The organism is Prevotella sp. ne3005, from assembly GCF_900110085.1.
Lineage (GTDB): Bacteria > Bacteroidota > Bacteroidia > Bacteroidales > Bacteroidaceae > Prevotella.
Genome location: NZ_FOCK01000006.1, coordinates 231959 through 254815, shown reverse-complemented (window position 1 = coordinate 254815; position 22857 = coordinate 231959). Strand labels below are relative to the sequence as shown.

General features: G+C 47.1%; 20 protein-coding genes and 1 tRNA gene. 14 read left to right on the top strand and 7 right to left on the bottom strand.

Going from position 1 to position 22857, the window contains the following annotated elements; genetic code table 11:
• Positions 1-30: 30 nt before the first annotated feature.
• The 3 genes from BMY16_RS10825 (at position 31) to BMY16_RS10815 (ending at position 2617) form a co-directional block, all read left to right on the top strand.
• Positions 31-903, top strand: a complete 873-nt coding sequence (locus BMY16_RS10825) for a leucine-rich repeat protein (protein WP_091842367.1) — start codon at positions 31-33, stop codon at positions 901-903.
• Between the two features lie 470 nt (positions 904-1373).
• Entirely contained in the window at positions 1374-1775 is a 402-nt protein-coding gene (locus tag BMY16_RS10820; RefSeq protein WP_091842366.1) for a DUF3127 domain-containing protein, read from the top strand.
• 11 nt (positions 1776-1786) lie between these two features.
• The gene (locus tag BMY16_RS10815; RefSeq protein ID WP_091842364.1) at positions 1787-2617 is read left to right on the top strand and encodes a tetratricopeptide repeat protein; all 831 of its coding nucleotides are present in this window, start codon (positions 1787-1789) and stop codon (positions 2615-2617) included.
• 511 nt (positions 2618-3128) lie between these two features.
• On the opposite strand, the gene BMY16_RS10810 is transcribed toward BMY16_RS10815, so the two are convergent.
• From BMY16_RS10810 to BMY16_RS10800, 4 genes are all read right to left on the bottom strand, one after another.
• A complete protein-coding gene (locus BMY16_RS10810; protein ID WP_091842363.1) occupies positions 3129-3818 on the bottom strand; it encodes an Abi family protein in 690 nt (229 codons plus the stop codon).
• A 230-nt stretch (positions 3819-4048) separates the two neighbouring features.
• The gene (locus tag BMY16_RS15550) at positions 4049-4198 is read right to left on the bottom strand and encodes a hypothetical protein (protein WP_170836089.1); all 150 of its coding nucleotides are present in this window, start codon (positions 4196-4198) and stop codon (positions 4049-4051) included.
• Positions 4199-4204: 6 nt separating this feature from the next.
• The gene (locus tag BMY16_RS10805; protein ID WP_091842361.1) at positions 4205-4963 is read right to left on the bottom strand and encodes a site-specific integrase; all 759 of its coding nucleotides are present in this window, start codon (positions 4961-4963) and stop codon (positions 4205-4207) included.
• A 208-nt stretch (positions 4964-5171) separates the two neighbouring features.
• Positions 5172-5245: transfer RNA gene (locus tag BMY16_RS10800), tRNA-Arg, on the bottom strand.
• Positions 5246-5467: 222 nt separating this feature from the next.
• Between BMY16_RS10800 and asnA the strand changes: the two genes are divergently transcribed.
• The 11 genes from asnA (at position 5468) to rodA (ending at position 20108) form a co-directional block, all read left to right on the top strand.
• Positions 5468-6505, top strand: coding sequence for an aspartate--ammonia ligase (asnA, locus tag BMY16_RS10795; protein ID WP_091842360.1), 1038 nt, complete (start codon positions 5468-5470; stop codon positions 6503-6505).
• A 183-nt stretch (positions 6506-6688) separates the two neighbouring features.
• Positions 6689-9829, top strand: a complete 3141-nt coding sequence (locus BMY16_RS10790) for a SusC/RagA family TonB-linked outer membrane protein (RefSeq protein ID WP_091842358.1) — start codon at positions 6689-6691, stop codon at positions 9827-9829.
• A gap of 42 nt (positions 9830-9871) precedes the next feature.
• Positions 9872-12013: a RagB/SusD family nutrient uptake outer membrane protein gene (locus tag BMY16_RS10785; protein WP_091842357.1), complete on the top strand. Its 2142-nt coding sequence runs from the start codon at positions 9872-9874 to the stop codon at positions 12011-12013.
• Between the two features lie 87 nt (positions 12014-12100).
• Positions 12101-13285: a rhamnogalacturonan acetylesterase gene (locus tag BMY16_RS10780; protein WP_091842355.1), complete on the top strand. Its 1185-nt coding sequence runs from the start codon at positions 12101-12103 to the stop codon at positions 13283-13285.
• Between the two features lie 23 nt (positions 13286-13308).
• Entirely contained in the window at positions 13309-13626 is a 318-nt protein-coding gene (rhaM, locus tag BMY16_RS10775; protein WP_091842354.1) for an L-rhamnose mutarotase, read from the top strand.
• A 137-nt stretch (positions 13627-13763) separates the two neighbouring features.
• Positions 13764-14360, top strand: a complete 597-nt coding sequence (locus BMY16_RS10770; protein ID WP_091842352.1) for an IMP cyclohydrolase — start codon at positions 13764-13766, stop codon at positions 14358-14360.
• Positions 14361-14396: 36 nt separating this feature from the next.
• Positions 14397-15419 (top strand): rod shape-determining protein, encoded by a 1023-nt coding sequence (locus BMY16_RS10765; protein WP_091842351.1) that lies wholly within the window; start codon positions 14397-14399, stop codon positions 15417-15419.
• Between the two features lie 10 nt (positions 15420-15429).
• On the top strand, positions 15430-16299 hold the full coding sequence (gene mreC, locus BMY16_RS10760) for a rod shape-determining protein MreC (RefSeq protein WP_091842349.1): 870 nt from the start codon (positions 15430-15432) through the stop codon (positions 16297-16299).
• Between the two features lie 8 nt (positions 16300-16307).
• A complete protein-coding gene (gene mreD, locus BMY16_RS10755; RefSeq protein WP_091842348.1) occupies positions 16308-16808 on the top strand; it encodes a rod shape-determining protein MreD in 501 nt (166 codons plus the stop codon).
• On the top strand, positions 16805-18658 hold the full coding sequence (gene mrdA / locus BMY16_RS10750) for a penicillin-binding protein 2 (protein WP_091842346.1): 1854 nt from the start codon (positions 16805-16807) through the stop codon (positions 18656-18658). The genes mreD and mrdA overlap by 4 nt, the downstream gene beginning before the upstream one ends.
• Positions 18639-20108 (top strand): rod shape-determining protein RodA, encoded by a 1470-nt coding sequence (gene rodA, locus BMY16_RS10745; RefSeq protein WP_091842345.1) that lies wholly within the window; start codon positions 18639-18641, stop codon positions 20106-20108. The genes mrdA and rodA overlap by 20 nt, the downstream gene beginning before the upstream one ends.
• Here the strand turns inward: rodA and BMY16_RS10740 are convergent.
• The 3 genes from BMY16_RS10740 to BMY16_RS10730 are packed head-to-tail and all read right to left on the bottom strand — an operon-like array spanning position 20094 to position 22854.
• Complete coding sequence (locus BMY16_RS10740) at positions 20094-20576, bottom strand: gliding motility lipoprotein GldH (protein ID WP_244513033.1); 483 nt, start codon at positions 20574-20576, stop codon at positions 20094-20096. The genes rodA and BMY16_RS10740 overlap by 15 nt on opposite strands.
• The gene (locus BMY16_RS10735; RefSeq protein ID WP_091842341.1) at positions 20545-21696 is read right to left on the bottom strand and encodes a PSP1 domain-containing protein; all 1152 of its coding nucleotides are present in this window, start codon (positions 21694-21696) and stop codon (positions 20545-20547) included. Before BMY16_RS10735 ends, BMY16_RS10740 begins: the two co-directional genes overlap by 32 nt.
• Positions 21697-21741: 45 nt before the next feature.
• Complete coding sequence (locus BMY16_RS10730) at positions 21742-22854, bottom strand: DNA polymerase III subunit (RefSeq protein ID WP_091842339.1); 1113 nt, start codon at positions 22852-22854, stop codon at positions 21742-21744.
• Between the last annotated feature and the right edge of the window lie 3 nt (positions 22855-22857).

Sequence of the window (22857 nt, the reverse complement as noted above, 5' to 3'; positions counted from 1 at the left end):
ATTTATTAGTATTAACCGAACACTAGTGATATGGACAAGAAACTGTTGATAGAAAAAGAATACGGAAAAGAAAACGAAACAGCTGTTTATGAACGAATATCTCGCTCTATTTTGGATTTCTGGGGAATTAAAGATGAGAATATAACAAGTTATTCAATATTAGAAGGAACAAATATCATTTATAGAATTTGTTATGATAATCCGTTATATGAAACTTTGTCTGTCCCCAACAAAAACTATCAGTTGGAAACATTAATTATCCCTTCATCAGTAAAGGAAATTAGATATGCAGATCTGCCATTGGCAATATGCAATGTCATCTGTTATTCGCCTTTTTTTGAAGTGGAGAATAAAACGCTTTTTTCTAAAGATAAAAAAGAATTAATTAGGTGTTTTGATTATTTCAATCAAGAGGAATATATTATTCCCAATGAAGTAGAACATGTTAGAAGGGATGCCTTTTTTTCTTGTAGGTTTAGAAAAATAATAATTGGAACTTCTGTGAAGTTTTTTGAGGATAACCCATTTATGAATATGGCATCACCTAATAAATATATTGAATTAGAGAGTCAGTCAGATGATTTCTTTGTTGACGGGGAAGGTGGGTTATATAGCAATAATAACGAACTTATTGCATATGTGGGAAAAGGGTCTGAATATCAAGTTTTAAGTGGAACCTCTTCAATTCAAGACTATGCGTTTTCAGGAACTAGTGTACGAATAATATGGCTCCCTTCATCTATTAAGGGCTTCAACATAGACAAATACCACCCTATAGATAATTTGCTCTTCATTATTCCAACAATTTTAAAGTATGATTATAGTTCATATTCTCCACATATAATGGACGAAATTACATATCGAAACTCCTTTAAACCCCCAAAGTATCCAGGTAATTATTAGTTACAGTGGTAAACACAGAGAGTTTAACATAGCATAAATACTTATATTTCTTGCAAGTAAGAAACATAAATCTCGCCTAATCGTTTTATTATCCATTTACAAGCCTTGCAAATAGATTTTGCTTGGTGATTTCTTTTATTTTCCGTACCTTTGCACCAACAAACTTTATATCAGATGGCAGAACACCTATTATACAAATGTAAGAATTGTGGCTGGGAAATAACTGCCCCGTCAGAAGGGTCAGATATGTTGATGGATAGTATTGTGGCATATTTCGTATGCCATGATTGTAAGCACGTTTTCAGTCGGTACTTTGAATTAGGAACCGTTTTTGAGGGTACTCTTCCTTGCCCCAAATGCAAAGGGCGACATACTGACGACTGGAAACCTGCAGACAATTGCCCAGAATGTGGTGGAGAACTCGAGAACCAAGGGCTTTATTGTTTAGAAGATTAATCATAAGAAGGAATATGGAACTAACAGGAAAGATTATTGTAGTACAGGAACCTAAGAGTGGGACATCATCGAAGACGGGGAATCCCTGGATGATGCAGGAGTATGTGATTGAGGTGCCAGGCCAGTATCCGAGGCATTGTGCATTCACTGTGTTTGGTGAAGATAGGATTAAACAGTTGAATATACAAATGGGTGAAGACCTCACTGTGCAGTTTGATATAGATGCACGAGAATATAATGGGCGATGGTTTAACGATTTTAGAGCATATAATGTAATTCGAAACCAGGCAACAGTTCAGGCCCAGACTATACAGGCGGATCCAAATCCGCCTTTCAGCAATCTGCCTTTTGATGCACCTACTCCTGGCGCAGATGATCCTTTCAATACTAATGATGGGAGTGAATTGCCCTTTTAGTTTTAGCGCGGATGAAAGAGATATATGATAAGGAGCAGTTCTACAGCCATCTGGTTTATGACAAAATGCAGATGCTGATGTATGAGAGACCTTTAACTGCTGAGCATCTGAAGCCTGTAGAAGATGTCTTGTTTCAAGGGCAAGAACTTTCACCCTTTAGTCACGAGCTGTTTACCTATCAGGAAGCCAGACAGTGTGTGCTCGATTTTAATATCTACACACTATCGGAATACTACGACAAATATCCGAATGTAGTGGATCTCGTGATTGATTGCTACAGATTGGCGGCAAAAGAGGGAGTCACCGAAGCCTATAATAATATAGGTGTGTTTTACACGATGACTGGCAAGGTAGATAAAGCTGTCCCCTTTTTCATGGAAGCTGCCAATGCCGGTTTGGCTACTGGCTTGACAAATATGATGGGATACTATGGTATGCTTGAGGACAATGAGCACATGATGGAGTACGTGAAGAAACTGGCAGATATAGGTGATGCAGCAGGTATGTGGAACTATGCACTAGCTTATCACTTTGGTTACATCGGAAGAAAGCCTGACATTTCGAAAGCAAAGGATATGTACCAACGTTTGCTGACTTTGCCATTCAGGGAAGGCAAGGTACTGTCTGACGAAACAGAGATTATGTTGCTGAAGATAAAAACAATGGCTTGCTATAATCTAGCCCAAATTCTCTATCTTTCAGAAGAACCTAACGATGAAAACTTGTGTGGTATCATTCGTTTGCTGGAAGAAACACCTTATGTGATTATTGATAACAAAAAGATAAAAGATCTTAAAGAGGAAATCTATCAAGGCTATGGTGTTGAGTATAAATACCATTGATTGAGTTACTGAATTTCCTAAGTGTGTTAACCTGTCATTCCAAAGAATGTCGACGCAGTGAGTCGACAATTTTGTAATAGAAATTGTAATGTGAGCCAACTAACAATCTAGAATAATGGCCGCAGTGGGGCCACTTTCTGTTGTATTTGACGATTATCGTCAATAAAAACAGACCCGACAGCTTGATAAATCAGAGGCTGCCGGGAATCAACGGTGTAAAGGTAGGGAATAATTCTGAATAATCCAAGAATTGAGTGAGTTTTGATAGCAAAATATGTAAGATTCTACTGAGAATGTGAAGATTCTCCGTATGATTTTACATATTTGGTGGGTGTGATGGGTTCGCTTATGGGCAAAAAAACACCTGATAGTTTGAATTGCTTCAGGGACTACCAGGAATGAACGATGCAAAGATAGGGATTTATTACGAATTATCCAAATATTTCTGCATATATTTACATAAATCGCATCATTTTTTCTCTTTTCTTGTCAATTGTAGGTCATGTTATGGCTAAATGCACATTATCTTACCGCATTCTCTTCCAACATGGTCTATACCATAAAGGAAGTCATTTGCATCTATACCCATCCATTGAAACAAAGTCATCATCCTCGTATAGTTGTTGAGAGCATAAGTCGTGTCAATACATATAGGATAGCCAAAGCATATTGGCTCATGATGGGCAATGCGGTTCCGAATATTATTGATGTAATCCAATTCCAGAAAGATTCTAGAATTATCAATGCGATTGGTTCTTGTTGACGTTGGCTTGTTGGGAAATATGTGAAGTAAGTGTCTTCCGCACAGACCATATTGAAGGTTGTTGAACATATATTTCCATACCCCAAACTCCATTTCAGAAAGTAGTTTTGAATGGGAATAAGTACCTGCTGCATTCAGCCCATCGTATGCTTTCTTGATGATTTTGTAAGTCTTGTCAACACGGGGATTTGCGTAAAAAGCACCTCCTGGCAACACTAAGTCACGTAACCAGTCATTGCCGAAATGGGCTTTCATTTCCTTATCGATACGATTACGCAATGTGACCTCGAAACAGCTGATGAGGGCAAACATTTCCTGAGACAATTTCAGGTTGTAACGATAGAGCGTCATTGCTCTTTTGCTTTCATTGTTGCATGCCAACAAGTACTTGCGCATGCGTTGTTGTGATATAATATCTTCGAATTTTGAATACTTCATGTGCTCTATATTTTAGTGCAAAGTTACTAATAATTTGGCAAATATTGGCCGTCTTTTCAGATTATTTTTCTGTCTAATGCCGACTTTCTTGTTTCGAAGGAATGATACATCAGACTGATTGGCGGAAATGCCTATAAACACAGGGCAGAGCTTGCTCTTTAACAGCCCGGTCCAACCCTGAAATGTTACTTTCAGGGGTATTAGGCTGCCCCAACGGAAAAACGATACACTCAAGCAAGCTCTTTTTTGAAGACTCGTTTGATGAGCTTAAAGTTGTTGTCGTTGATGATGGAAAAGTCCTTCGCAATGTAAATGTCTGCCACTTCAAAACTACCAACGTGGTTGAGTGCTTCATCAACGTCGCCTTTGCTGAACTTCATCAGGTTTCAGGATAGGGTGGCAAAAGTGTGGCGCGCCTGATAAAATTCGAGGTCGCTAATGCCCACAGCTTTGCCAATAGTTTTCAGACCGATGTTCAGGTTCTTGTTGAAGCCTTCGTAGTCGTTGTAACGTGAGCAGAAATTGAAGACGGTTTTGGCGCCCGCATATTTCTTCATAAGTGGCTTGATAAACGGGTGTACTTTTACCTCGATGTAGGCTTCATCGTTTCTGCGGTCTTTGGTCTTCGTTCTGTTATACTTGATGAAGCCGTTTTTGTAGTTCGTTGCCGAGAACAAATCTACTGAGTTCATTCCCATCAGGCAGAACGATAGTATAAAGGTATCACGCGCAAGTTGGGAACGGCTTCCTGGTTTGCCTCGATAGTGATAGACTTTCATCAGCTCTTCCAAGGTGAGTGCACGGACACCTTTCTTCATTACTTGTTTAGGTACTTTGTAGCGGATGAACGGATCACTTTTGATAATGGTCTTTTCTTCTGTGTTGAATTCAAGCATCGCCTCACGGAACAAATGACGTAGTTCGCCTAAGTAAAGCGACTGTGCTCTGGGCTTCTTTGACAGATGATTCTCGAACTCTTTCAGTAGAGTGTAGGTAATCTTTTTGGTGCGAGGCGAGATCTCGGATTCCAATACTTTGACTTGCGTGTTGATACGCTTCTCTGTCTTGCCACTTCTGATTCTCAGATAGACGGTTCTTGTCTTGTTGCTACTTAGCTTTCCGTACTCAGTTGTAATCGTTGCCATTTTAACTAAAAATTTGCGCCGATTTTGCGCCGATTTTGGCATTTTGCGCTGATTTTGCGCCGATTTTTCACTCTAAAAGTTGGACTCAGACCGAAAAGTAGGAAGTCCATACCCCCCTGAATGAAAATTATCGAGAAGCCCTTTGTTTACTGGGATTCTCGATAATCAAATGATTTTTCAAATCTGGATTGGCTTCGCCTATCCCTCGTGATCCCGTTGGGATTCAAACCCAAGACCTTCAGAACCGGAATCTGACGCTCTATTCAGCTAAGCTACGGGACCTGTTCTCGTAAATTCTTTGCAAAGGTACAAAAAAGAAGTGAAAAGAGAAAATTGAAAAGTGAAAAGTTTCGATAATTAAAATCTTTTAAGGAATATGTGCGTGTGCAAAATGTTAGCGAATATCAAGGATTTGCTGCAATTTTGCAAAATAATTGTTATTTTTGATTGCATTTTGATTATAATTGTGTATCTTTGCAGCCAAAAATCGTCATAAACTATATTATGGGACAAGTCATAAAACCTGTGATGTATGAGCCGCTGCTTGATATGAAGCAGACGGAACAGGGTATCAAACTGATTAAAGAGTTCTTCCAGCAGAACCTCTCAACGGAGTTGCGCCTGAGGCGTGTAACAGCTCCGCTGTTCGTGTTGAAGGGCCTTGGTATCAACGACGACCTGAATGGGGTGGAACGTGCTGTTAGTTTCCCCATCAAGGACTTGGATGATGCGCAGGCTGAGGTGGTGCACTCGCTGGCCAAGTGGAAGCGTCTGTCGCTTGCAGAGTACAAAATCGAACCAGGCTATGGTATCTATACAGATATGAACGCGATACGCGCGGACGAGGAGTTGGATAATCTCCACTCGCTGTATGTGGATCAATGGGACTGGGAGGCAGTTATCAAGCGTGAGGATCGCACATTGGCATTTCTGAAGAATATTGTGGAGCGTATCTATGCGGCCATTCGCAGAACGGAATATCTGACGTGCGAGACGTATCCTCAGATAAAACCCTTCCTGCCTGAGAAGATTCACTTTATACATGCTGAGGAACTGCTGAAGATGTATCCTGACAAGACTCCGAAAGAGCGTGAGGATGCCATCTGCGAGGCTTACGGGGCTGTATTTATAATAGGTATAGGAGCCAAACTGTCGAATGGCGAGAAACACGATGGTCGTGCGCCGGACTACGACGACTGGTCTACAGTCGCAGAGAATGGTCTGAAAGGACTCAATGGTGATATCCTGATCTGGTATCCTGTCCTGGGCCGTTCATTCGAACTTTCTTCGATGGGTATCCGTGTAGACAAGGAAAGTCTGTTGCGCCAGCTGAAGATAGAAGGTAAGGAAGAGCGCGAACATCTCTATTTCCATCAGCAGCTGTTGAACGACAAGTTGCCGCTGAGTATCGGCGGTGGAATAGGGCAGAGCCGTCTCTGTATGGTGCTGTTGCATAAGGGCCATATTGGTGAGATACAGGCTAGCATCTGGCCCGACGAAATGCGGAAAGCCTGCAAGCAATTGGGCATGAACTTGATTTAAATCATTATTTTTGGGTATAGAAGGGGTCGATTTTAACGAATCGACCCCTAATTTTTGATATTCGTCTTAGATTTTTGATAAATTTAAGAAATTCTGCTTGATTATTGTACAACTTTCACTAAAAAGGCCTAACTTTGCATCACAAACTTAATCAAATTTAAATTCACTAACTGTTAAAACTGTATGAGAAAAAATCAAGTTACAGAAAAGTTGTTGTCGGGTACTAATGTACTTCGACGACTGATGTTCTTGGCTCTGGTGGCTCTTTGTACCAGTGGTGCATGGGCCCAGAAACAGGTGTCAGGAACTGTAGTTGACGCTGCTGGTGAGTCAATCATCGGTGCCAGTGTCATGGTAAAGGGAACCACTACAGGTACGGTTACCGATTTCGACGGTAAGTTCGTACTTCAGAATGTTCCTGAGAACGGAAGCGTGGTGATTAGCTATGTGGGCTATCGCACCCAGACGATTTCCATTGCCGGTAAGAGCCAGCTAAGTGTCACCCTCGAGGAGGACAAGCAGTTGCTCGACGAGGTGGTGGTTGTAGGTTATGGTGTACAGCGCAAGAGCGACGTAACCGGTGCTCTGACTCGTGTGGGTGAGAAGGAACTGAATGCCAAGCCAGTGAGCAACGCCTTCGAGGCCCTGCAGGGTAAGGCCGCCGGTGTGGACGTGACCACCAGTGAGCGCCCAGGTACCGTAGGTAGCATTACAATCCGTGGTAACCGTTCTATCTCGGCTTCCAGCGCTCCTCTGTATGTTGTAGATGGCGTGCCCCTTCAGGCAGGCGGTATCGAGACCATCAACCCTCGTGACATTGAATCAATCGACATTCTGAAGGATGCCTCTTCTACCGCTATTTATGGTAGCCGTGGTGCCAATGGTGTCGTTTTGGTAACCACCAAGCGTGGCCAAGAGGGTAAGATGCAGCTCACTTATAACGGTTCAATGACTTTCGAGAAGATCGTTGACAAGAGTCCAGCAATGAGTGCCAGCGACTATATCACTTGGCGCCGCTGGGCTTACTACAACTCAGCCCCCGACAAATATACCCCAGGCGACCAGCCCACACAGGAGCAGGATAAGGCCTTTTTCGCAGGTGATGAGACTGCGCTTGCCAACGTGATGAAAGGTTGGGCAGGTGGCTCATGGGATGGCTCAAAGGTGACAGATACCGACTGGACAGACTACGTGACTCAGACAGGTATCACTCAGGAACACACCATTAGTGCTCGTGGTGGTACGAAGAACCTTGCAGGTTTCGTCTCATTCGGTTACCTTAATAATAAAGGTACGCAGAAGGGTCAGAGCTATGAGCGCTATAATCTCTCTGCCTCAGCCGACATCAAGGGTACCAAGTGGTTCAAGGCCGGTGGCTCTGTCAACGCTTCTTATGGCGTCCAGAAGTACGGCTACTCTGTACCTTATGGCACATCTACAGGTGCGAGGGAGCTCTACAGCGCTGCAAAGAACATCCTGCGCTATACACTTCCTTACGATGAGAATGGTGAGATTATCACCCAGCCTGGTGGATCAACAACCAATACATATTCAGTTATCGATGAGTGGGACAAGTCAACTGATAACCGCGAGACCTTCCGCGCTCTCGGTAGCTTCTATGCCCAGATCGACTTCGGCCAGATCTTCGAGCCCCTGCAGGGCCTGCAGTGGAAGACCCAGTTCGGTCCTGACTTCCGTTACTACCGCCGTGGTAACTTCCTCGACAGCAGTTCTATCAGCCGCGCAGGCGGTAACAATAGTGCCAGCCGCAGTGACGAGCGCCACTTTGCATGGACTCTCGACAATATGCTGCTTTACAACAAGAGCATTCTGGATCATACCTTCGGTCTGACCCTGTTGCAGAGTGCCTCAAAAGTAAACAATGAGAGCAGTTCTATGAGCGGACAAAAGATTTCCGTCCCCTCATTCCTGTGGAACAACATGGGTTCACTAGACGTGACTGACTCTCAGTATCAGGCTTCTATGGGTACCGGTCTCTCTGAGAATGCCCTGAGTTCTTACATGGTCCGTCTCAACTACTCCTTCAAGGACCGTTACCTGTTGACAGCCTCAGCCCGTTGGGATGGTGCCTCTGTACTTGCCGAGGGCAACAAGTGGGATTTCTTCCCCTCAATGGCTTTAGGTTGGCGTATGGAGCAGGAGAGCTGGCTACGTGATGTGACTTGGCTCGACCAGTTAAAGCTTCGTTTAGGTGTGGGTGTGACAGGTAATGCTGCCGTCTCTCCTTATGGTACTCTCGGTGTAATCAGTTCTTACTGGATGCCGTTCAGCACCGGTAACTCAGAGATCTTCGTTACCAACGAACCTTATTATACATCTGGTTCTAACGCAATGCCTAACAAAAACCTCGGCTGGGAGAAGACCACGCAGTGGAACTTCGGTATCGACTTCAGCTTCCTGAAGGGCCGTATCGGTGGTACTATCGATGTCTATACTTCTAAGACAAAGGATCTGCTGCTCTCAATGAGCGTTCCTTCACTCTCCGGTTATCCCTCAATGATGGCCAACATCGGTCAGACCAAGAACAAGGGTATCGAGGTTACAATCAACGCCATTCCCGTGATGACCAAGGACTTCATGTGGAACTCTAACCTGAACTTCGCTTGGCAGAAGGACGAGATCGTCGAGCTTGCCAATGGTAAGGAGGATGATATCAACAATGCATGGTTCATCGGTGAGTCTATCGCTGTCCACTATGGCTATGAGGCCAATGGCCTCTGGCAGGAGAGCGATGCCGCAGAGATGGCTAAGTTCAATGAGAATGGTCAGAAGTTTACTGCTGGTAGCGTGAAACCCGTTGACCAGAACGGAGACTATAAGATTGATGCTGATGACCGTGTCATCCTTGGCAACAAGAATCCTCGTCTGACAGCAGGCTGGACTAACAGCCTCTCTTGGAAGGGTATTGAGCTCACTCTTGAACTTCAGGGTCGCTTCAAGTATATGATCAGCACCGGAGGTGAGGGACAGCTTGGTATGTACCAGCAGCGTGAGATCAGCTACTGGCGTCCCGACAATACTGGCGCTGACTGGCAGAAGCCTGTCTACAGTCAGGCTGGTGGCGATCCCTATGCTGGTCTGCTCGGCTTCAAGGATGCCTCATTCATCAAGATCCGCAACCTCTCTCTGGGCTATAACTTCGATAAGAGCATTTGTCAGGCAATCGGTATCAACGGTGCCAAGCTCTATATCCAGGGCAAGAACCTCGGTATGCTCTACTCTTCAATCGACTTCATGGACCTCGATACTGGTGCAACCTTCTTCAACCGTGGCTTCACAGTAGGTCTGCAGGTAGAGTTCTAAGAGTGAATAGTGTATAATGAATAATGAAAAAAGAAATATATTATGAGATATATCAGTAAAACATTAGTTTGCGGTGCGCTGTCGATGCTTGCTTTGCTGGGTACGACCTCTTGTGGCGAGGACTTTCTGAAGGAGGATGCCGGCCATAAGGTGACTGACGCGCTGCTTGAAGACGAGACAGGTGCCCTGAAGATGGCTGCCGGTCTTTACGGAAACATCCGCTGGCACTTCGGTTATGAGTGGGCTTACGGTATCACGCTCTATGGTTGTGACGAGTTCACCAACGGTGCTGACCTCACTTCTGAGCCTTGGAATACCTACGATAACCGTCTGAACCCCCTTGACTGTACACCTGCTCTTGGCGCAGCCAACAAGAACTGTCCTGCTGTGTCAGCCCTTTGGGATGAGATGTACTATGGTATCGCAACGGCCAACCTTGTGATTGACAAGGCTGTTAATGTTAAGAACGAAGAATCTCGCAATAAGGCCCTCGGTGAGGCCTACTTCCTGCGCGGCTATAACTACTACCGTCTGTTCTGTCAGTATGGCGGCGTTGTCCTCCAGACTGAGCCCAGCAACGGTGTCGTGAAGAAGAACTTCACCCGTGCCTCAGAGGAAGAGACTCTCGCTCAGGTTATTTCCGACTTCGAACAGGCATATCTGATGCTTCCCACGAACAAATGGCGTGGCAATGGTACTTGGACGAAGTATACGGCTGCCCACTTCCTGGCTAAGGCCCTGCTGTATCGTCAGTCAGAGCGTTGTGCCTCATGGGCTGGCAAGTATGACAAGAGTACCGATTTGAACCGTGCAGTTTCCCTCTGCGATGAGGTTATCTCAGCTTGCCCGCTGGCTCCGGACTATTGGGACCTTTATGCCAAGTGGACTGGTGTCGACTGTAAGAACGAAGGCCTCTCTGAAATCCTGATGGCAGCCGAGCACAATGAGGACAATACGACTCAGGGTCGTTTCGGTAACCGTACCTATAACTATTTCGATCCTCAGTTCTCCAACTTCTCCGGTGGTTGGGTACAGCGTGGTCAGTACATCGGTGGCATGGACTTCCAGCGCTGCCGTCCTACAGAGTACACCTATTCGGTATTCGACAATGTGAATGATGCCCGTATGTGGAAGACCTTCAAGACCGTCTATGGTCTGAACCATGCTCAGGCCACCACAGAGAAGGTGGTTGCTGATAATGGTATCAAAGCCGACCAGATGCCTGGTATCGGTGACGAGGGTATCATCTTCATCCTTAACAAGAAAGACGATCATCGCTTTGATGGCGAGCCTTATGGTACCTTCGGCCGTGGTGGCCAGCCTCACAGCTTTGTGAATCCTCTGACAGGTAAGTGGGTGCCCAATGCATTCCCCACCTTCATGAACGGCAAGTATGTGCTTTATAACTACGGTGTCAGCGGTAACACAGCCACCTCTAACGTATTCTGTGGCATCAACAAGACTGCTGACGGAAGCCGTACAGGTGAGAAGGGTGATGCTCACCGTGACGTTATCATGGCTCGTAGTGGTGAGACCTACCTTGTAAAGGCAGAGTGTCAGGTTCGTCAGGGTGACTATGCCGGTGCCATTAAGACTATAAACACTCTCCGTGCTCGCGGTCAGTGGAAGGATGGTGAGGATCGCTCTTACTACACCGACGGTTCGATGGCCTTCCTGAAGGCTGACGGCGGCGACAAGGACAACTCTACTGCTAACAACACACCACCAAAGAAGAATAAGGACTTCAGCGGCAAAGGGCTTACCAATGCAGAGGCCTACTATGCTTCGATGACCCACAAGAACACTTATTATCTCTCTACAGGTATTGCTGAGACCAAGGCTGCTTCTGACCTTCAGATTAAGAGCTACACGCAGCTGCCCGCAGAGGATGAGGCCATCCTGTCTGCTATCGGTGCTTCTGGCGACTATGACCGTATGCTGAATTTCGTCTTCAATGAGCGTACCCGTGAGCTGCTGGGTGAGTGGAACCGTTGGGATGAACTGGCTCGTACAGGTCTGCTGGTAAAGCGCGCTAAGGCTTTCAATCCTGAGGCTGCTCCTAACGTGCAGGATCGCCACATGTATCGTCCTATCCCTCAGAAGTTCATCGATACTCTACAGCATGAGGACGGAACCAACCTGAGCGATGACGAAAAGAAGGCATGGCAAAACCCTGGCTATTAAGTTAGCGATTCATACATAATTTATTGATTAGAAGCCCTGCACTCTTGCGGTGAGTGTAGGGCTTTTTGATAAAAACAGTCTACTAAGATGAAAAAAAATTGTTTATTGCTGGCGGTCTTTGGGCTTTCCTTACTGAATTCACAGGCGCAAATCGTTGACACGGTGCTTAATCGCACTTCCGACAAGCCCTTCTACTTCTCTGTACCCGTGGCCGACGGCAACTATAAGGTAACGGTGACTTTAGGGGCAAAAAGACATGCTGCTCACACGGTGGTCCGAGCTGAGTCGCGACGACTGATGGTGGAGGATTGTGTGACAAAGAAAGGTAAGTACTCTACCTATAGCTTTATCGTCAATAAACGCTCAGCAGAGATTCCTGGTGGAAAGAAAGTGTCATTGAAACCTCGGGAGCATGACTACTTGAACTGGGACTCATTGTTGACTTTGGAGTTCAATGGCGCCAGTCCTGCCGTGAAGACTATCCGTATCGAACCTGATACGACGGCGCTTACCGTATTTCTTTGCGGCAACTCCACCGTTGTTGATCAGGAACTGGAGCCTTGGGCTTCGTGGGGGCAGATGATTCCTCGTTGGTTTACCGATCGTGTGGCTATCTCCAATCATGCTGAGAGTGGGCTTACGGCTCGTACTTTCATCAATGGGAACCGTCTCGAGAAGATATTGTCGATGTTGAAGCCAGGCGACTATGTGATCTGTGAGTTCGGCCATAATGATCAGAAGGAGAAACGTCCTGGCGATGGTGCCTACTATCATTTCGCTTACCATCTGAAGATTTTCATCGACCGTGTGCGGGCTGCTGGCGGTAATATCATCTTTATTACCCCCACCCAGCGCCGATTCTTCGACGAGGCTACTCATACGAAGATACAGGAGACCCATCTCGACTATCCCGACGCCATGCGGGCTGTGGCACAACGTGAAGGAGTGCCCGTCATCGAACTCCACGATATGACTCGTGATTTCTTCGAAACGCTTGGTTTTGAAGGCAGTAAGCGGGCACTCGTCCATTATCCAGCCAATAGCTTTCCTGGACAAGATAAGGCGTTGGCAGATAATACGCATTTTAATCCCTATGGCGCCTATGAGGTGGCAAAGATGGTTGTGATGGGCATGAAACAGTTGCAGTTGCCAATGGTCAGTGGATTACGTACAGATTGGTCCGACTTCAATCCGAAGCAACCAGATGATCCTGATACATTCGTGTGGTATCCTGCTCAGAAACAGGATGTGACTAAACCTGACGGGAACTGAAACATATTAATAGTATAAAAGATATGAAGAGATTTGCATTTAAAATGTACCTGAAACCAGGTTGTGAGAAAGAGTACGAGAAGCGTCATGCGGCCATCTGGCCAGAACTTGTCAAGATGATTAAAGATGGTGGCGTGAGCAACTATAGCATCTATTGGGACAAGGATACAAACATCTTGTTCGGCTATCAGGAATGTGATGGTGAAGGCAACTCACAGGATACCGAGAATGTCGATCCCATCACTCAGAAATGGTGGGATATGATGGCCGATATCATGGAGGTGAATCCAGACAATTCACCTGTCACCATTCCACTTCAGGAAGTGTTCCACCTAGATTAAAATGATGGTCGTAGATTGACCTATCTTAGCTTTAACACGGATTAATCAAATTTTTCTTTGCGAAAATGAAGATTAATCCGTTTTCTTTTTGTATCTTTGCAGCCTGATTCGAATTTATAACGTTATAAAGATTAGAAATGGCTGAAACAAAGAAAATTAAGACCGCCTTGGTGTCGGTATTCCACAAGGATGGTCTCGACGAGTTGCTCAAGAAGTTAAATGAGGAGGGTGTAAAATTCCTGTCTACTGGTGGTACCCAGCAGTTTATTGAGTCGTTGGGTTATGAGTGCCAGAAGGTAGAGGATGTCACCACTTATCCCTCTATTCTCGGAGGTCGTGTGAAGACTTTGCATCCGAAAGTGTTCGGAGGAATTCTGGCCCGTCGTGAGAACGAGGGTGACATTGAGCAGATGAAGCAGTACGAGATTCCTGAGATTGATCTCGTCATCGTAGACCTTTACCCCTTTGAACAGACTGTAGCCAGTGGTGCTGGAGAGGCTGATATCATTGAGAAGATTGATATCGGTGGTATCTCTCTGATCCGTGCCGGTGCCAAGAATTTCAAGGATGTTGTCATTGTGCCCAGCAAGGCCGAGTATGGTGTGCTGTTGGATATCCTGAACAAGAAGGGTGCTCAGACGGACATTGAAGACCGTCGTATGTTTGCAACCCGTGCTTTTGGCGTAAGTTCTCACTATGACACAGCCATCCACTCATGGTTTGTTAGTAAGTAAGATTGAAAGGTATATAATATTATTAAGGTAAAAAGAATGGGATTTTTCAGTTTTGTGCAAGAGATTGCAATGGACTTGGGCACAGCCAACACTATTATCATCAGCGATGATAAGATTGTGGTTGATGAACCCTCCGTCGTTGCCTTGGATCGTCGTACCGACAAGATGATAGCTGTTGGTAATGAGGCGAAGATGATGTATGAGAAGACACATGAGAATATTCGTACCATCCGTCCGTTGCGCGACGGTGTGATTGCCGACTTCTCTGCTTGTGAGCAGATGATGCGTGGACTGATTAAGATGGTGCATACAGGAAGCCGCCTGTTTTCTCCCTCGCTCCGTATGGTGATTGGTGTCCCCTCTGGTTCTACAGAGGTGGAGCTCCGTGCTGTACGCGACTCAGCGGAGCATGCTGATGGCCGCGATGTATATCTGATTTTCGAGCCGATGGCCGCTGCTATTGGTATTGGCATCGATGTAGAGGCTCCTGAGGGTAATATGATTGTTGACATCGGTGGCGGTTCTACCGAGATTGCCGTTATATCACTCGGTGGTATCGTTTCCAACAACTCCATCCGTACGGCTGGAGATGATCTGACAGCTGATATTCAGGAGTATATGTACCGTCAGCACAATGTGAAGGTCAGTGAGCGTATGGCTGAGCGTATCAAGATTGCTGTAGGTTCTGCCCTCACGGATTTGGGTGAGGATGCTCCCGAGGACTTTGTGGTTCATGGTCCTAACCGCATCACAGCCCTGCCTATGGAGGTCCCCGTATGCTATCAGGAGATAGCACATTGTCTCGACAAGACCGTGTCCCGCATTGAGACAGCCGTTCTCTCTGCTCTTGAGAGTACGCCGCCAGAACTTTATGCCGATATTGTTCAGAACGGTATCTACCTCACAGGTGGTGGTGCCCTGCTCCGTGGCCTTGATAAGCGCCTTACTGATAAGATGCACATTGAATTCCACGTGCCAGAGGATCCCCTCCATAGTGTTGCCAAGGGTGCTGGTGTTGCCCTGAAGAATGTCAACCGCTTCTCGTTCTTGATGAGATAATTGTCCGTAGATGCGTAACCTGCTGGACTTTCTTATAAAGTATCATCACTGGTTTATCTTCATCCTGTTGGAGGTGGCCAGTGGTGTTCTGTTGTTTCAGTACAACAGCTATCAAGGGAGTGTCTGGCTCTCATCATCCAATGCGGTGGTGGGTAAGATTTACCAATGGGAGAGCAGCGTCCTGTCTTATTTCAACTTTGGACGCCTGAATGAGGAGCTTACTACTCGCAATTTCTATTTGGAACGTCAGGTAGACCAGTTGCGACGCCTCTATGGTGACCTGACGAAGGACACCACACAAATAGAGCGTAAAGGCTTGCAGTTCCTTAGTCAGTATCAGTTGATTCCTGCAAAGGTGATTGACAATACTGTGCATAAGGCAGATAATCTGATGACCATTGACAAAGGACGTGTTGATGGGGTGGAGGTCGACATGGGTGTCGCTTGTGGTAATGGTATTGTGGGCGTGGTTTATCTTGTCTCCGATCATTACGCAGTTGTCATCCCTGCCCTGAATGCCTCTTCTTCCCGCATCAGCTGTGCCATCCGTGGACGTGGCTACTTCGGTTATCTCCATTGGTATGGAGGTGACGCTTCCGTGGCTTATGTTGAGGATGTCCCTCGTCATGCGAAGTTCAAGCTTGGCGAGTGGGTGGAGACAAGTGGTTTCTCCAGCATCTTCCCTTCTGGGGTGCTCGTTGGGCAGATAGAACAAGCTTATAACTCCAGCGACGGATTGTCGTACAAACTTAAAGTACGCCTGAGCACAGATTTCAGTTGTGTCCGCGACGTTGTGGTGATTAGTGATAAGAGTATTGCTGAGCGTGCTGCTCTGATGCAGGCCGCCCGTGACTCTATCAGTATTAAAAAGAATAAGTAGTATCAGAGATGGCATTAGTTTTACTTCATCGTGTGACGATGTTCCTCATTTTGTTGGCAGCTCAGGTGCTCATCCTGAACCACGTCCATTTGTTGGATGTGGCCATGCCGCTACTCTATATCTATTTTGCCATCACCTTCCGTCGCGGTTTTCCACGCTGGATAATCCTGCTTTCATGTTTCTTTATGGGACTCATTGTTGACATGTTTTCCAGCACCCCCGGATTAGCAGCCGGCACGATGACGTTGGTAGGCTTTATCCAACCCTTTTTGGTGGAAAGAACTGCGCCTCGTGACTCTGCAGAGGATATGGAAATCTCCGTGGCAACTATGGGCTTTGGTGGTTTTGCATTCCTCAGTGGCGTGATTACAACCCTTTATTGCTTGGTGTTTTTCACGCTAGAGGCCTTCTCCTTCTTCGAGTGGTTAGTCTGGCTGGAGCGTATCATTGCCAGTTCTCTGCTGACGTGGATTCTGATCTTGGCTATTGAAAGTGTTCGCTCGAAGTGAAAGATTACGGACTTGAATATCGGAAATATGTGATTGCAGGGGTGGCTATTCTGATCGTGGTCATCTATATCATCCGTCTGTTCATGCTCCAGATTACCAGTGATGACTACAAGAAGAGCGCCGACTCCAATGCTTTTCTCAAAAAGATTGAATATCCTTCTCGTGGTGCCATCTTAGACAGAAACGGTAAGTTGTTGGTTTATAACCAGCCTTCTTATGATGTCATGGTGGTGATGAATGAAGCCCGTGGTCGCCTTGATACCCTTGACTTCTGCCAGTCATTGGGCATTACGAGGGAAGAATTCGACCGTCGAATGGCCACCATGCAGGACCGCTCCAAGAATCCTGGCTACAGCCGTTTCACAGAACAGTTATTCATGAGCCAGCTTAGTGACAAGGATTTCAGCGTGTTTCAGGAAAAGATGTTCCGTTTCCCCGGCTTCTATGTCCAGAAACGCAGCGTGCGCCAGTACACTTATGACATGGGTGCCCATGTGCTGGGTGATGTGGCAGAGGTGTCGCCTGCCGATATTGAGGAAGACGATTACTACCAGCCAGGCGACTATATTGGCAAGCTAGGCGTGGAACGTTACTACGAGAAGCAGCTACGTGGCGTCAAAGGTGTGCAGATCCTGCTGCGCGATGCCCATGGTCGTATCCAGGGCCGATATAGGAATGGTGAGCTCGACCGTCGTGCTCAGGCTGGTAAGAACCTGACACTGGGTATTGATGCTGAACTCCAGAAACTCGGCGAGCGTCTGATGGAAGGAAAGATTGGTAGTATTGTGGCCATCGAACCCTCTACGGGCGAGGTTCTCTGTATGGTGTCGTCTCCCTCCTATGATCCCCGTATGATGGTGGGACGTTTGCGCTCGAAGAACCACCGTTTACTCTCACAAGATGTATGGAAGCCCTTGCTCAACCGTAGTATCATGGGCCAGTACCCTCCGGGATCCACCTTCAAGACTACTCAGGGACTTACCTTCCTCTCCGAAGGTATCATTACTCCCTCGACGATGTATCCATGTGGCCATGGCTTTAACTTTAAGGGCCTTCATGTGGGATGTCATGGCCATGCCGCCCCATTGCCGCTGGTACCTGCACTGAGTACCTCATGCAATGGTTTCTTCTGCTGGGGACTCTACCACATGATTAATACCCACATCTCGAAATATGGTACTGTGCAGAATGCCATGGATGTTTGGCGTGACTATATGGTGTCGATGGGCTTTGGTTATCGACTTGGTATCGACCTTCCAGGTGAGAAGCGCGGTTTGATTCCCAATGCACAGTTTTACGACAAAGCGTATAAAGGTTCGTGGAATGGTCTGACTATTATTTCTATCGCCATTGGACAGGGCGAGGTTAATGCCACACCTCTTCAGATTGCCAATCTCGGCGCTACCATCGCCAATCGGGGTTATTATTATGTACCCCACGTGGTGCGCAAAGTGCAAGGCGAACCTCTTGATACGACTTTCACAAGGAAACACTATACGAAGGCCGGACGCGAGGCTTATGACTATATTGTCCAGGGCATGCGCTCCTCTGTTCTTGGAGGTACTTGTAAGGCTTTGGGTAAGTATGATTTTATGGCTTGTGGTAAGACGGGTACGGCGCAGAACCGTGGCCACGACCACTCCGTCTTCATGGGTTTTGCACCCATGGATCACCCGAAGATTGCTGTAGCGGTCTATGTGGAGAACGGCGGCTGGGGTGCCACCTATGGTGTGCCCATTGGCGGCCTGATTATGGAACAGTATATCAATGGAAAACTCTCTGAGGCTTCCGAGGCAAAGGCTCGTGAGTTCCAGGAACGCAGAATCAACTATGGTACAACAGACAGGTAATCCCAAAGGTGTCATCCGCTCGCTCGACTGGTGGACCATCGCCATTTACATCGCCTTGCTCGTCTTCGGATGGGTGAGTGTGTGCGGTGCGAGTTATGACTATGGTGATACTGATCTTTTCAGTCTTAACACGCGATCAGGTATGCAGGTCATTTGGATTGGCACATCCATCATGCTGGGCTTTGTCATCCTTCTGCTCGACGACCGTTACCTCGACATGTTTGCCTATATCATCTTCGGTTTCATGCTTTTGCTACTTTTCGGCACCATCTTCAATCCGCATAGTATCAAGGGTTCGCGTTCGTGGCTCGTTCTCGGTCCGTTGCGCCTACAACCTGCAGAGTTCGCAAAATTCGCTACAGCCCTGGCTTTGGCGAAGTTTATGAATACCTATGGTTACAGTATCTCGAGGTGGAAGGATTTTGCAATCTCTTTGGCCATCGTATTGTTGCCTATGCTCTTCATCGTCTTGCAGCGAGAGACGGGCTCTGCACTGGTCTATTTGGCTTTTTTCCTTATGTTTTATCGTGAGGGCATGCCTGGCAGTATCCTTTTTACGGGTGTGGCCATGGTAATCTATTTTGTGGTGGGCATCCGATATGCTGATACGATGCTGTTCTATACACCTACATCCGTAGGAAAACTCGTGGTGTTACTGCTCATCCAATTCTTTTCCATCGGACTTATTTATGTCTATTGCCGTGATAAGCGCGAGGCTATCCATCTATTGATGGTAAGCCTTGGTAGCATGGTAATCTTGTTACTTTTCTCATTCTTTGTCATCCCCTTCGACATTGTCTATGTAGAGATGGTTATTTGTGGCCTGCTCATCCTCTATCTTGTGTGGCGCTTCCTGATGACGCGCTTCCACAACTACCTGTGGATAGCCGCCTTTACCTTAGGCTCCATACTCTTCTTCAATTTGGCTGACTATGGCTTGAATCATGTGCTAGAGCCTCACCAGCGTGTACGTATTAATGTGTTGTTGGGTTTGGAGGAAGACCTGAAGGGTGCTGGATATAATGTGCATCAGAGTGAGATTGCCATTGGCTCGGGTGGTCTGGGAGGCAAGGGCTTCCTCAATGGTACTCAGACTAAACTGAAATATGTACCAGAGCAGGATACCGACTTCATCTTCTGTACCGTTGGTGAAGAAGAGGGCTTCTTGGGTTCTGCGGGTGTGCTGCTGCTTTTTCTGGCTTTGATCTTACGGCTGATACATCTTTCAGAGCGCCAGCCACGTCGTTTTGGACGTGTCTATGGCTATAGCGTGCTCAGTATCTTCCTGTTCCATGTGTTTATCAATGTGGGCATGGTGTTAGGTCTGACACCTGTCATCGGTATCCCCTTACCGTTCTTCAGCTATGGAGGATCGTCATTATGGGGTTTCACGTTCCTGTTGTTCATCTTCCTGCGTATCGATGCAGGTAGAAACTTATTGCGCCGTTAGACGGATGCCGATGTCTGAAATGCCGGGCATGATTTCCCGTTTCATGTTATGAACGATATTAATCTGAATCGAGTCTCCCTTATTCAGGTCCAAATTCATTAAAGGAAACTCGTAATTGTAATAGCTTACACCCGATCCTGTGGGGTGCCCATTGTTGTTTATCATACTACACTCAATGCTTTGGCGCTGGGTCACTCCTAAGGGATATACAGTCTGCTCTACCTTCAGTGTTAGCCCCATGAAAGGAAAGGTGTTGTCAATGCGTATCTCCACCACTTCCAAATAGTTGTCAGCTGTTTGAATGGGGGCCACAGAGAATTTTAGAGTGTCGTTCTTGTCCCAGCCGTCCATCGTTATGTGTTCGTAATGATGATACACCGTCTGGTTGTCGCATGCTGCGACAACCAGCGCGAGGACTGCCAGCAGTATGAATATTTTATCCTTCATGCTGATTCTTAGCGTTGGCATGCCCTTCTCCGTTGCGATTGTTGTTGTGCTTCTTCTTTTTCTTTTTCTTGGCTTTGTCAAAGCGGTTGATGTCGCCTCCTGCCAGATCAACGCTGTGCTTTTCTTCTTGGGGTTTCTTACCACCCTCCTGTAGCGAGATAGGTTTCTCCCCCTGGCGGTTCAATTCAATCACCTCCTTGGCTCTTTTTGCACTGATAGTCTCCAGATTGGCAGCAATGTTCTTGTCAGTTGAGTAGGTCACGAGTCCTGCTAAGATGTCACTCTTGAACAGATGGTAGTCGGCATCTTGTGTCTGTAGGATAATATCCTTTCCAGGCAGTTTCTTGCCAGCTTCCACATAGTCGTCCACCTCGTAGTTCAAGCAGCACTTCAGCTTGGCACACATGCCTGCCAGCTTCTGCGGATTCAGCGAGATATCCTGGAATCGGGCTGCATTGGTGCTTACGCTTGAGAAGTTCTTCATCCAGGTGGCACAGCAGAGTTCACGTCCACAAGGACCTGTACCGCCAATACGTCCAGCCTCCTGACGGGCACCGATTTGCTTCATTTCAATCCTCACGTGGAAAGCTGCTGCCAGATCCTTGATCAGCTGACGGAAGTCCACGCGCTCGTCAGCGATGTAGTAGAAGATGGCCTTGTTGCCGTCGCCCTGATATTCCACATCGCCAATCTTCATCTGCAGCCCCAGACCTTTGGCAATCTTACGGCTCTCAATCATCGTTGAGTGTTCCCTGGCTTTGGCCTCTCGGAACTTCTGCATATCCGTCTCACGGGCAATGCGATAGACGCGCTTGATATCATCAGGTGATTTGATGTTGGCCTTCTTAAGCTGCAACTTCACTAGTCGTCCTGTCAGTGTCACCACACCGATGTCATGGCCTGGACTGGCCTCCACGGCTACCACATCGCCTTTGTTCAGTTCCAGGTTGTTCACGTTGTGGTAATAGCCTTTACGGGTATGCTTGAACTGCACCTCTACGAGGTCAGTAGTGTCCACGTTGCCAGGCACGTCGGCGAGCCAGTCGTAGGTGTTCAGCTGTCGGTCTTGCCGGCCTACAGCCTGGTGGCACAGGCCTCTGTCGCAGCCCACCATGATGTTATGTTCGTTACTTTTCTCCATATTCTCTTTTTATTAGGATTATCTATGATTACCTATGGTTATCTATTATTTTTGCAATAGTAGCACAATCATTTGCAGCGCCAAATCGAAGAATACAATCTTTGCATTGGCATTCTGCCCGATGTCTCGAGTAGCGAGATTTGCCAGCTCACTAATGGGCACCACGTTGGCCTCGTTCACGAAACGGGCAAAGTTCTTGGCGAAGTCCTCTTCCTGCTGCGTCATATAGCAGAGTTCTTCGTTCTGGAAGTTATACATGAAGTTCTCCCTCGTCATCCTGAGGAAGTAGCTGAGCCATCGCCTCTGTTTCTCACGCCCCAGAGCGGCCATCTGCTCACTCCATTTGCGCAAGTCCTTGATTTTACGCTGGTAGGCCAGACGCATCAGCATCTTATACATGTCGAGGAAGAACTCGTTCTCCGAGCCCACCTGCAACTCCTCCATCGCCTTCAGCCAGTTGCCGTTGGCCAAGCGGGCGATGCGTCGCGCATCTTCCTCGCCGATGCCTCTACGCGCCACGAGTGCCTGTTGGATATCTGCCTCGTCGATGCGTTTCACATCGATGCGCTGCACACGGCTGCGGATGGTTTCCAGCAGCTTGTCGGGCTCTTCGCAAACCATGATGAACACCGTCTGCAGAGGCGGTTCCTCGATGAGTTTCAGCAATTTGTTGGCACATTCGATGTTCATCCTCTCTGGCAGCCATACCACGCTTACCTTATAACCACCCTGACTCGACTTCAGACTCAGTTTGCGGACCAGGTCGTCGCTCTCACCAGCGGTGATGATGGCCTGCTGGTTTTCGCCGCCCATGGCCTGCATCCACTCGTCCATAGTGATGTAGAGTCCCTGTGCAATTAGCGTGTGCCACTCCTTGGCAAAGTCATCGCTCACGGGCTTATGGTCAGCTCCCATGGAGGGCAGTTTGATGGTAGGGTAGGTGAAGTGTAGGTCGGGGTGCTCCAGCTTCTGCAGCATGGCTTTGGCCGAAGGTGTGCCGTTGTCCAGCAGATGACAGGCGAATGCTACCGCCAAAGGCAGTTTCCCGCTTCCCTGCGGGCCGCAGAGCATCATGGCGTGTGGCAGACGGTCTTCCCTGACCATCTGTATCAGCCGCTCCTGCGCCTCTCGCTGTCCTATCACCTCGTCAAAACTCATCTC

What these genes read in the sequence shown, in the direction of transcription:
- BMY16_RS10820 (WP_091842366.1), top strand. Translation starts at nt 1,374, where the DNA reads ATGGAACTAACAGGAAAGATTATTGTAGTACAGGAACCTAAGAGTGGG.
- BMY16_RS15550 (WP_170836089.1), bottom strand. Translation starts at nt 4,198, where the DNA reads ATGAAGTTCAGCAAAGGCGACGTTGATGAAGCACTCAACCACGTTGGT.
- BMY16_RS10770 (WP_091842352.1), top strand. Translation starts at nt 13,764, where the DNA reads ATGGCTGAAACAAAGAAAATTAAGACCGCCTTGGTGTCGGTATTCCAC.
- BMY16_RS10730 (WP_091842339.1), bottom strand. Translation starts at nt 22,854, where the DNA reads ATGAGTTTTGACGAGGTGATAGGACAGCGAGAGGCGCAGGAGCGGCTG.
- BMY16_RS10825 (WP_091842367.1), top strand. Translation starts at nt 31, where the DNA reads ATGGACAAGAAACTGTTGATAGAAAAAGAATACGGAAAAGAAAACGAA.
- mreD (WP_091842348.1), top strand. Translation starts at nt 16,308, where the DNA reads ATGGCATTAGTTTTACTTCATCGTGTGACGATGTTCCTCATTTTGTTG.
- BMY16_RS10765 (WP_091842351.1), top strand. Translation starts at nt 14,397, where the DNA reads ATGGGATTTTTCAGTTTTGTGCAAGAGATTGCAATGGACTTGGGCACA.
- rhaM (WP_091842354.1), top strand. Translation starts at nt 13,309, where the DNA reads ATGAAGAGATTTGCATTTAAAATGTACCTGAAACCAGGTTGTGAGAAA.
- BMY16_RS10735 (WP_091842341.1), bottom strand. Translation starts at nt 21,696, where the DNA reads ATGGAGAAAAGTAACGAACATAACATCATGGTGGGCTGCGACAGAGGC.
- asnA (WP_091842360.1), top strand. Translation starts at nt 5,468, where the DNA reads ATGGGACAAGTCATAAAACCTGTGATGTATGAGCCGCTGCTTGATATG.
- BMY16_RS10785 (WP_091842357.1), top strand. Translation starts at nt 9,872, where the DNA reads ATGAGATATATCAGTAAAACATTAGTTTGCGGTGCGCTGTCGATGCTT.
- rodA (WP_091842345.1), top strand. Translation starts at nt 18,639, where the DNA reads ATGGTACAACAGACAGGTAATCCCAAAGGTGTCATCCGCTCGCTCGAC.
- BMY16_RS10805 (WP_091842361.1), bottom strand. Translation starts at nt 4,963, where the DNA reads ATGGCAACGATTACAACTGAGTACGGAAAGCTAAGTAGCAACAAGACA.
- mreC (WP_091842349.1), top strand. Translation starts at nt 15,430, where the DNA reads ATGCGTAACCTGCTGGACTTTCTTATAAAGTATCATCACTGGTTTATC.
- BMY16_RS10815 (WP_091842364.1), top strand. Translation starts at nt 1,787, where the DNA reads ATGAAAGAGATATATGATAAGGAGCAGTTCTACAGCCATCTGGTTTAT.
- BMY16_RS10780 (WP_091842355.1), top strand. Translation starts at nt 12,101, where the DNA reads ATGAAAAAAAATTGTTTATTGCTGGCGGTCTTTGGGCTTTCCTTACTG.
- BMY16_RS10740 (WP_244513033.1), bottom strand. Translation starts at nt 20,576, where the DNA reads ATGCCAACGCTAAGAATCAGCATGAAGGATAAAATATTCATACTGCTG.
- BMY16_RS10790 (WP_091842358.1), top strand. Translation starts at nt 6,689, where the DNA reads ATGAGAAAAAATCAAGTTACAGAAAAGTTGTTGTCGGGTACTAATGTA.
- BMY16_RS10810 (WP_091842363.1), bottom strand. Translation starts at nt 3,818, where the DNA reads ATGAAGTATTCAAAATTCGAAGATATTATATCACAACAACGCATGCGC.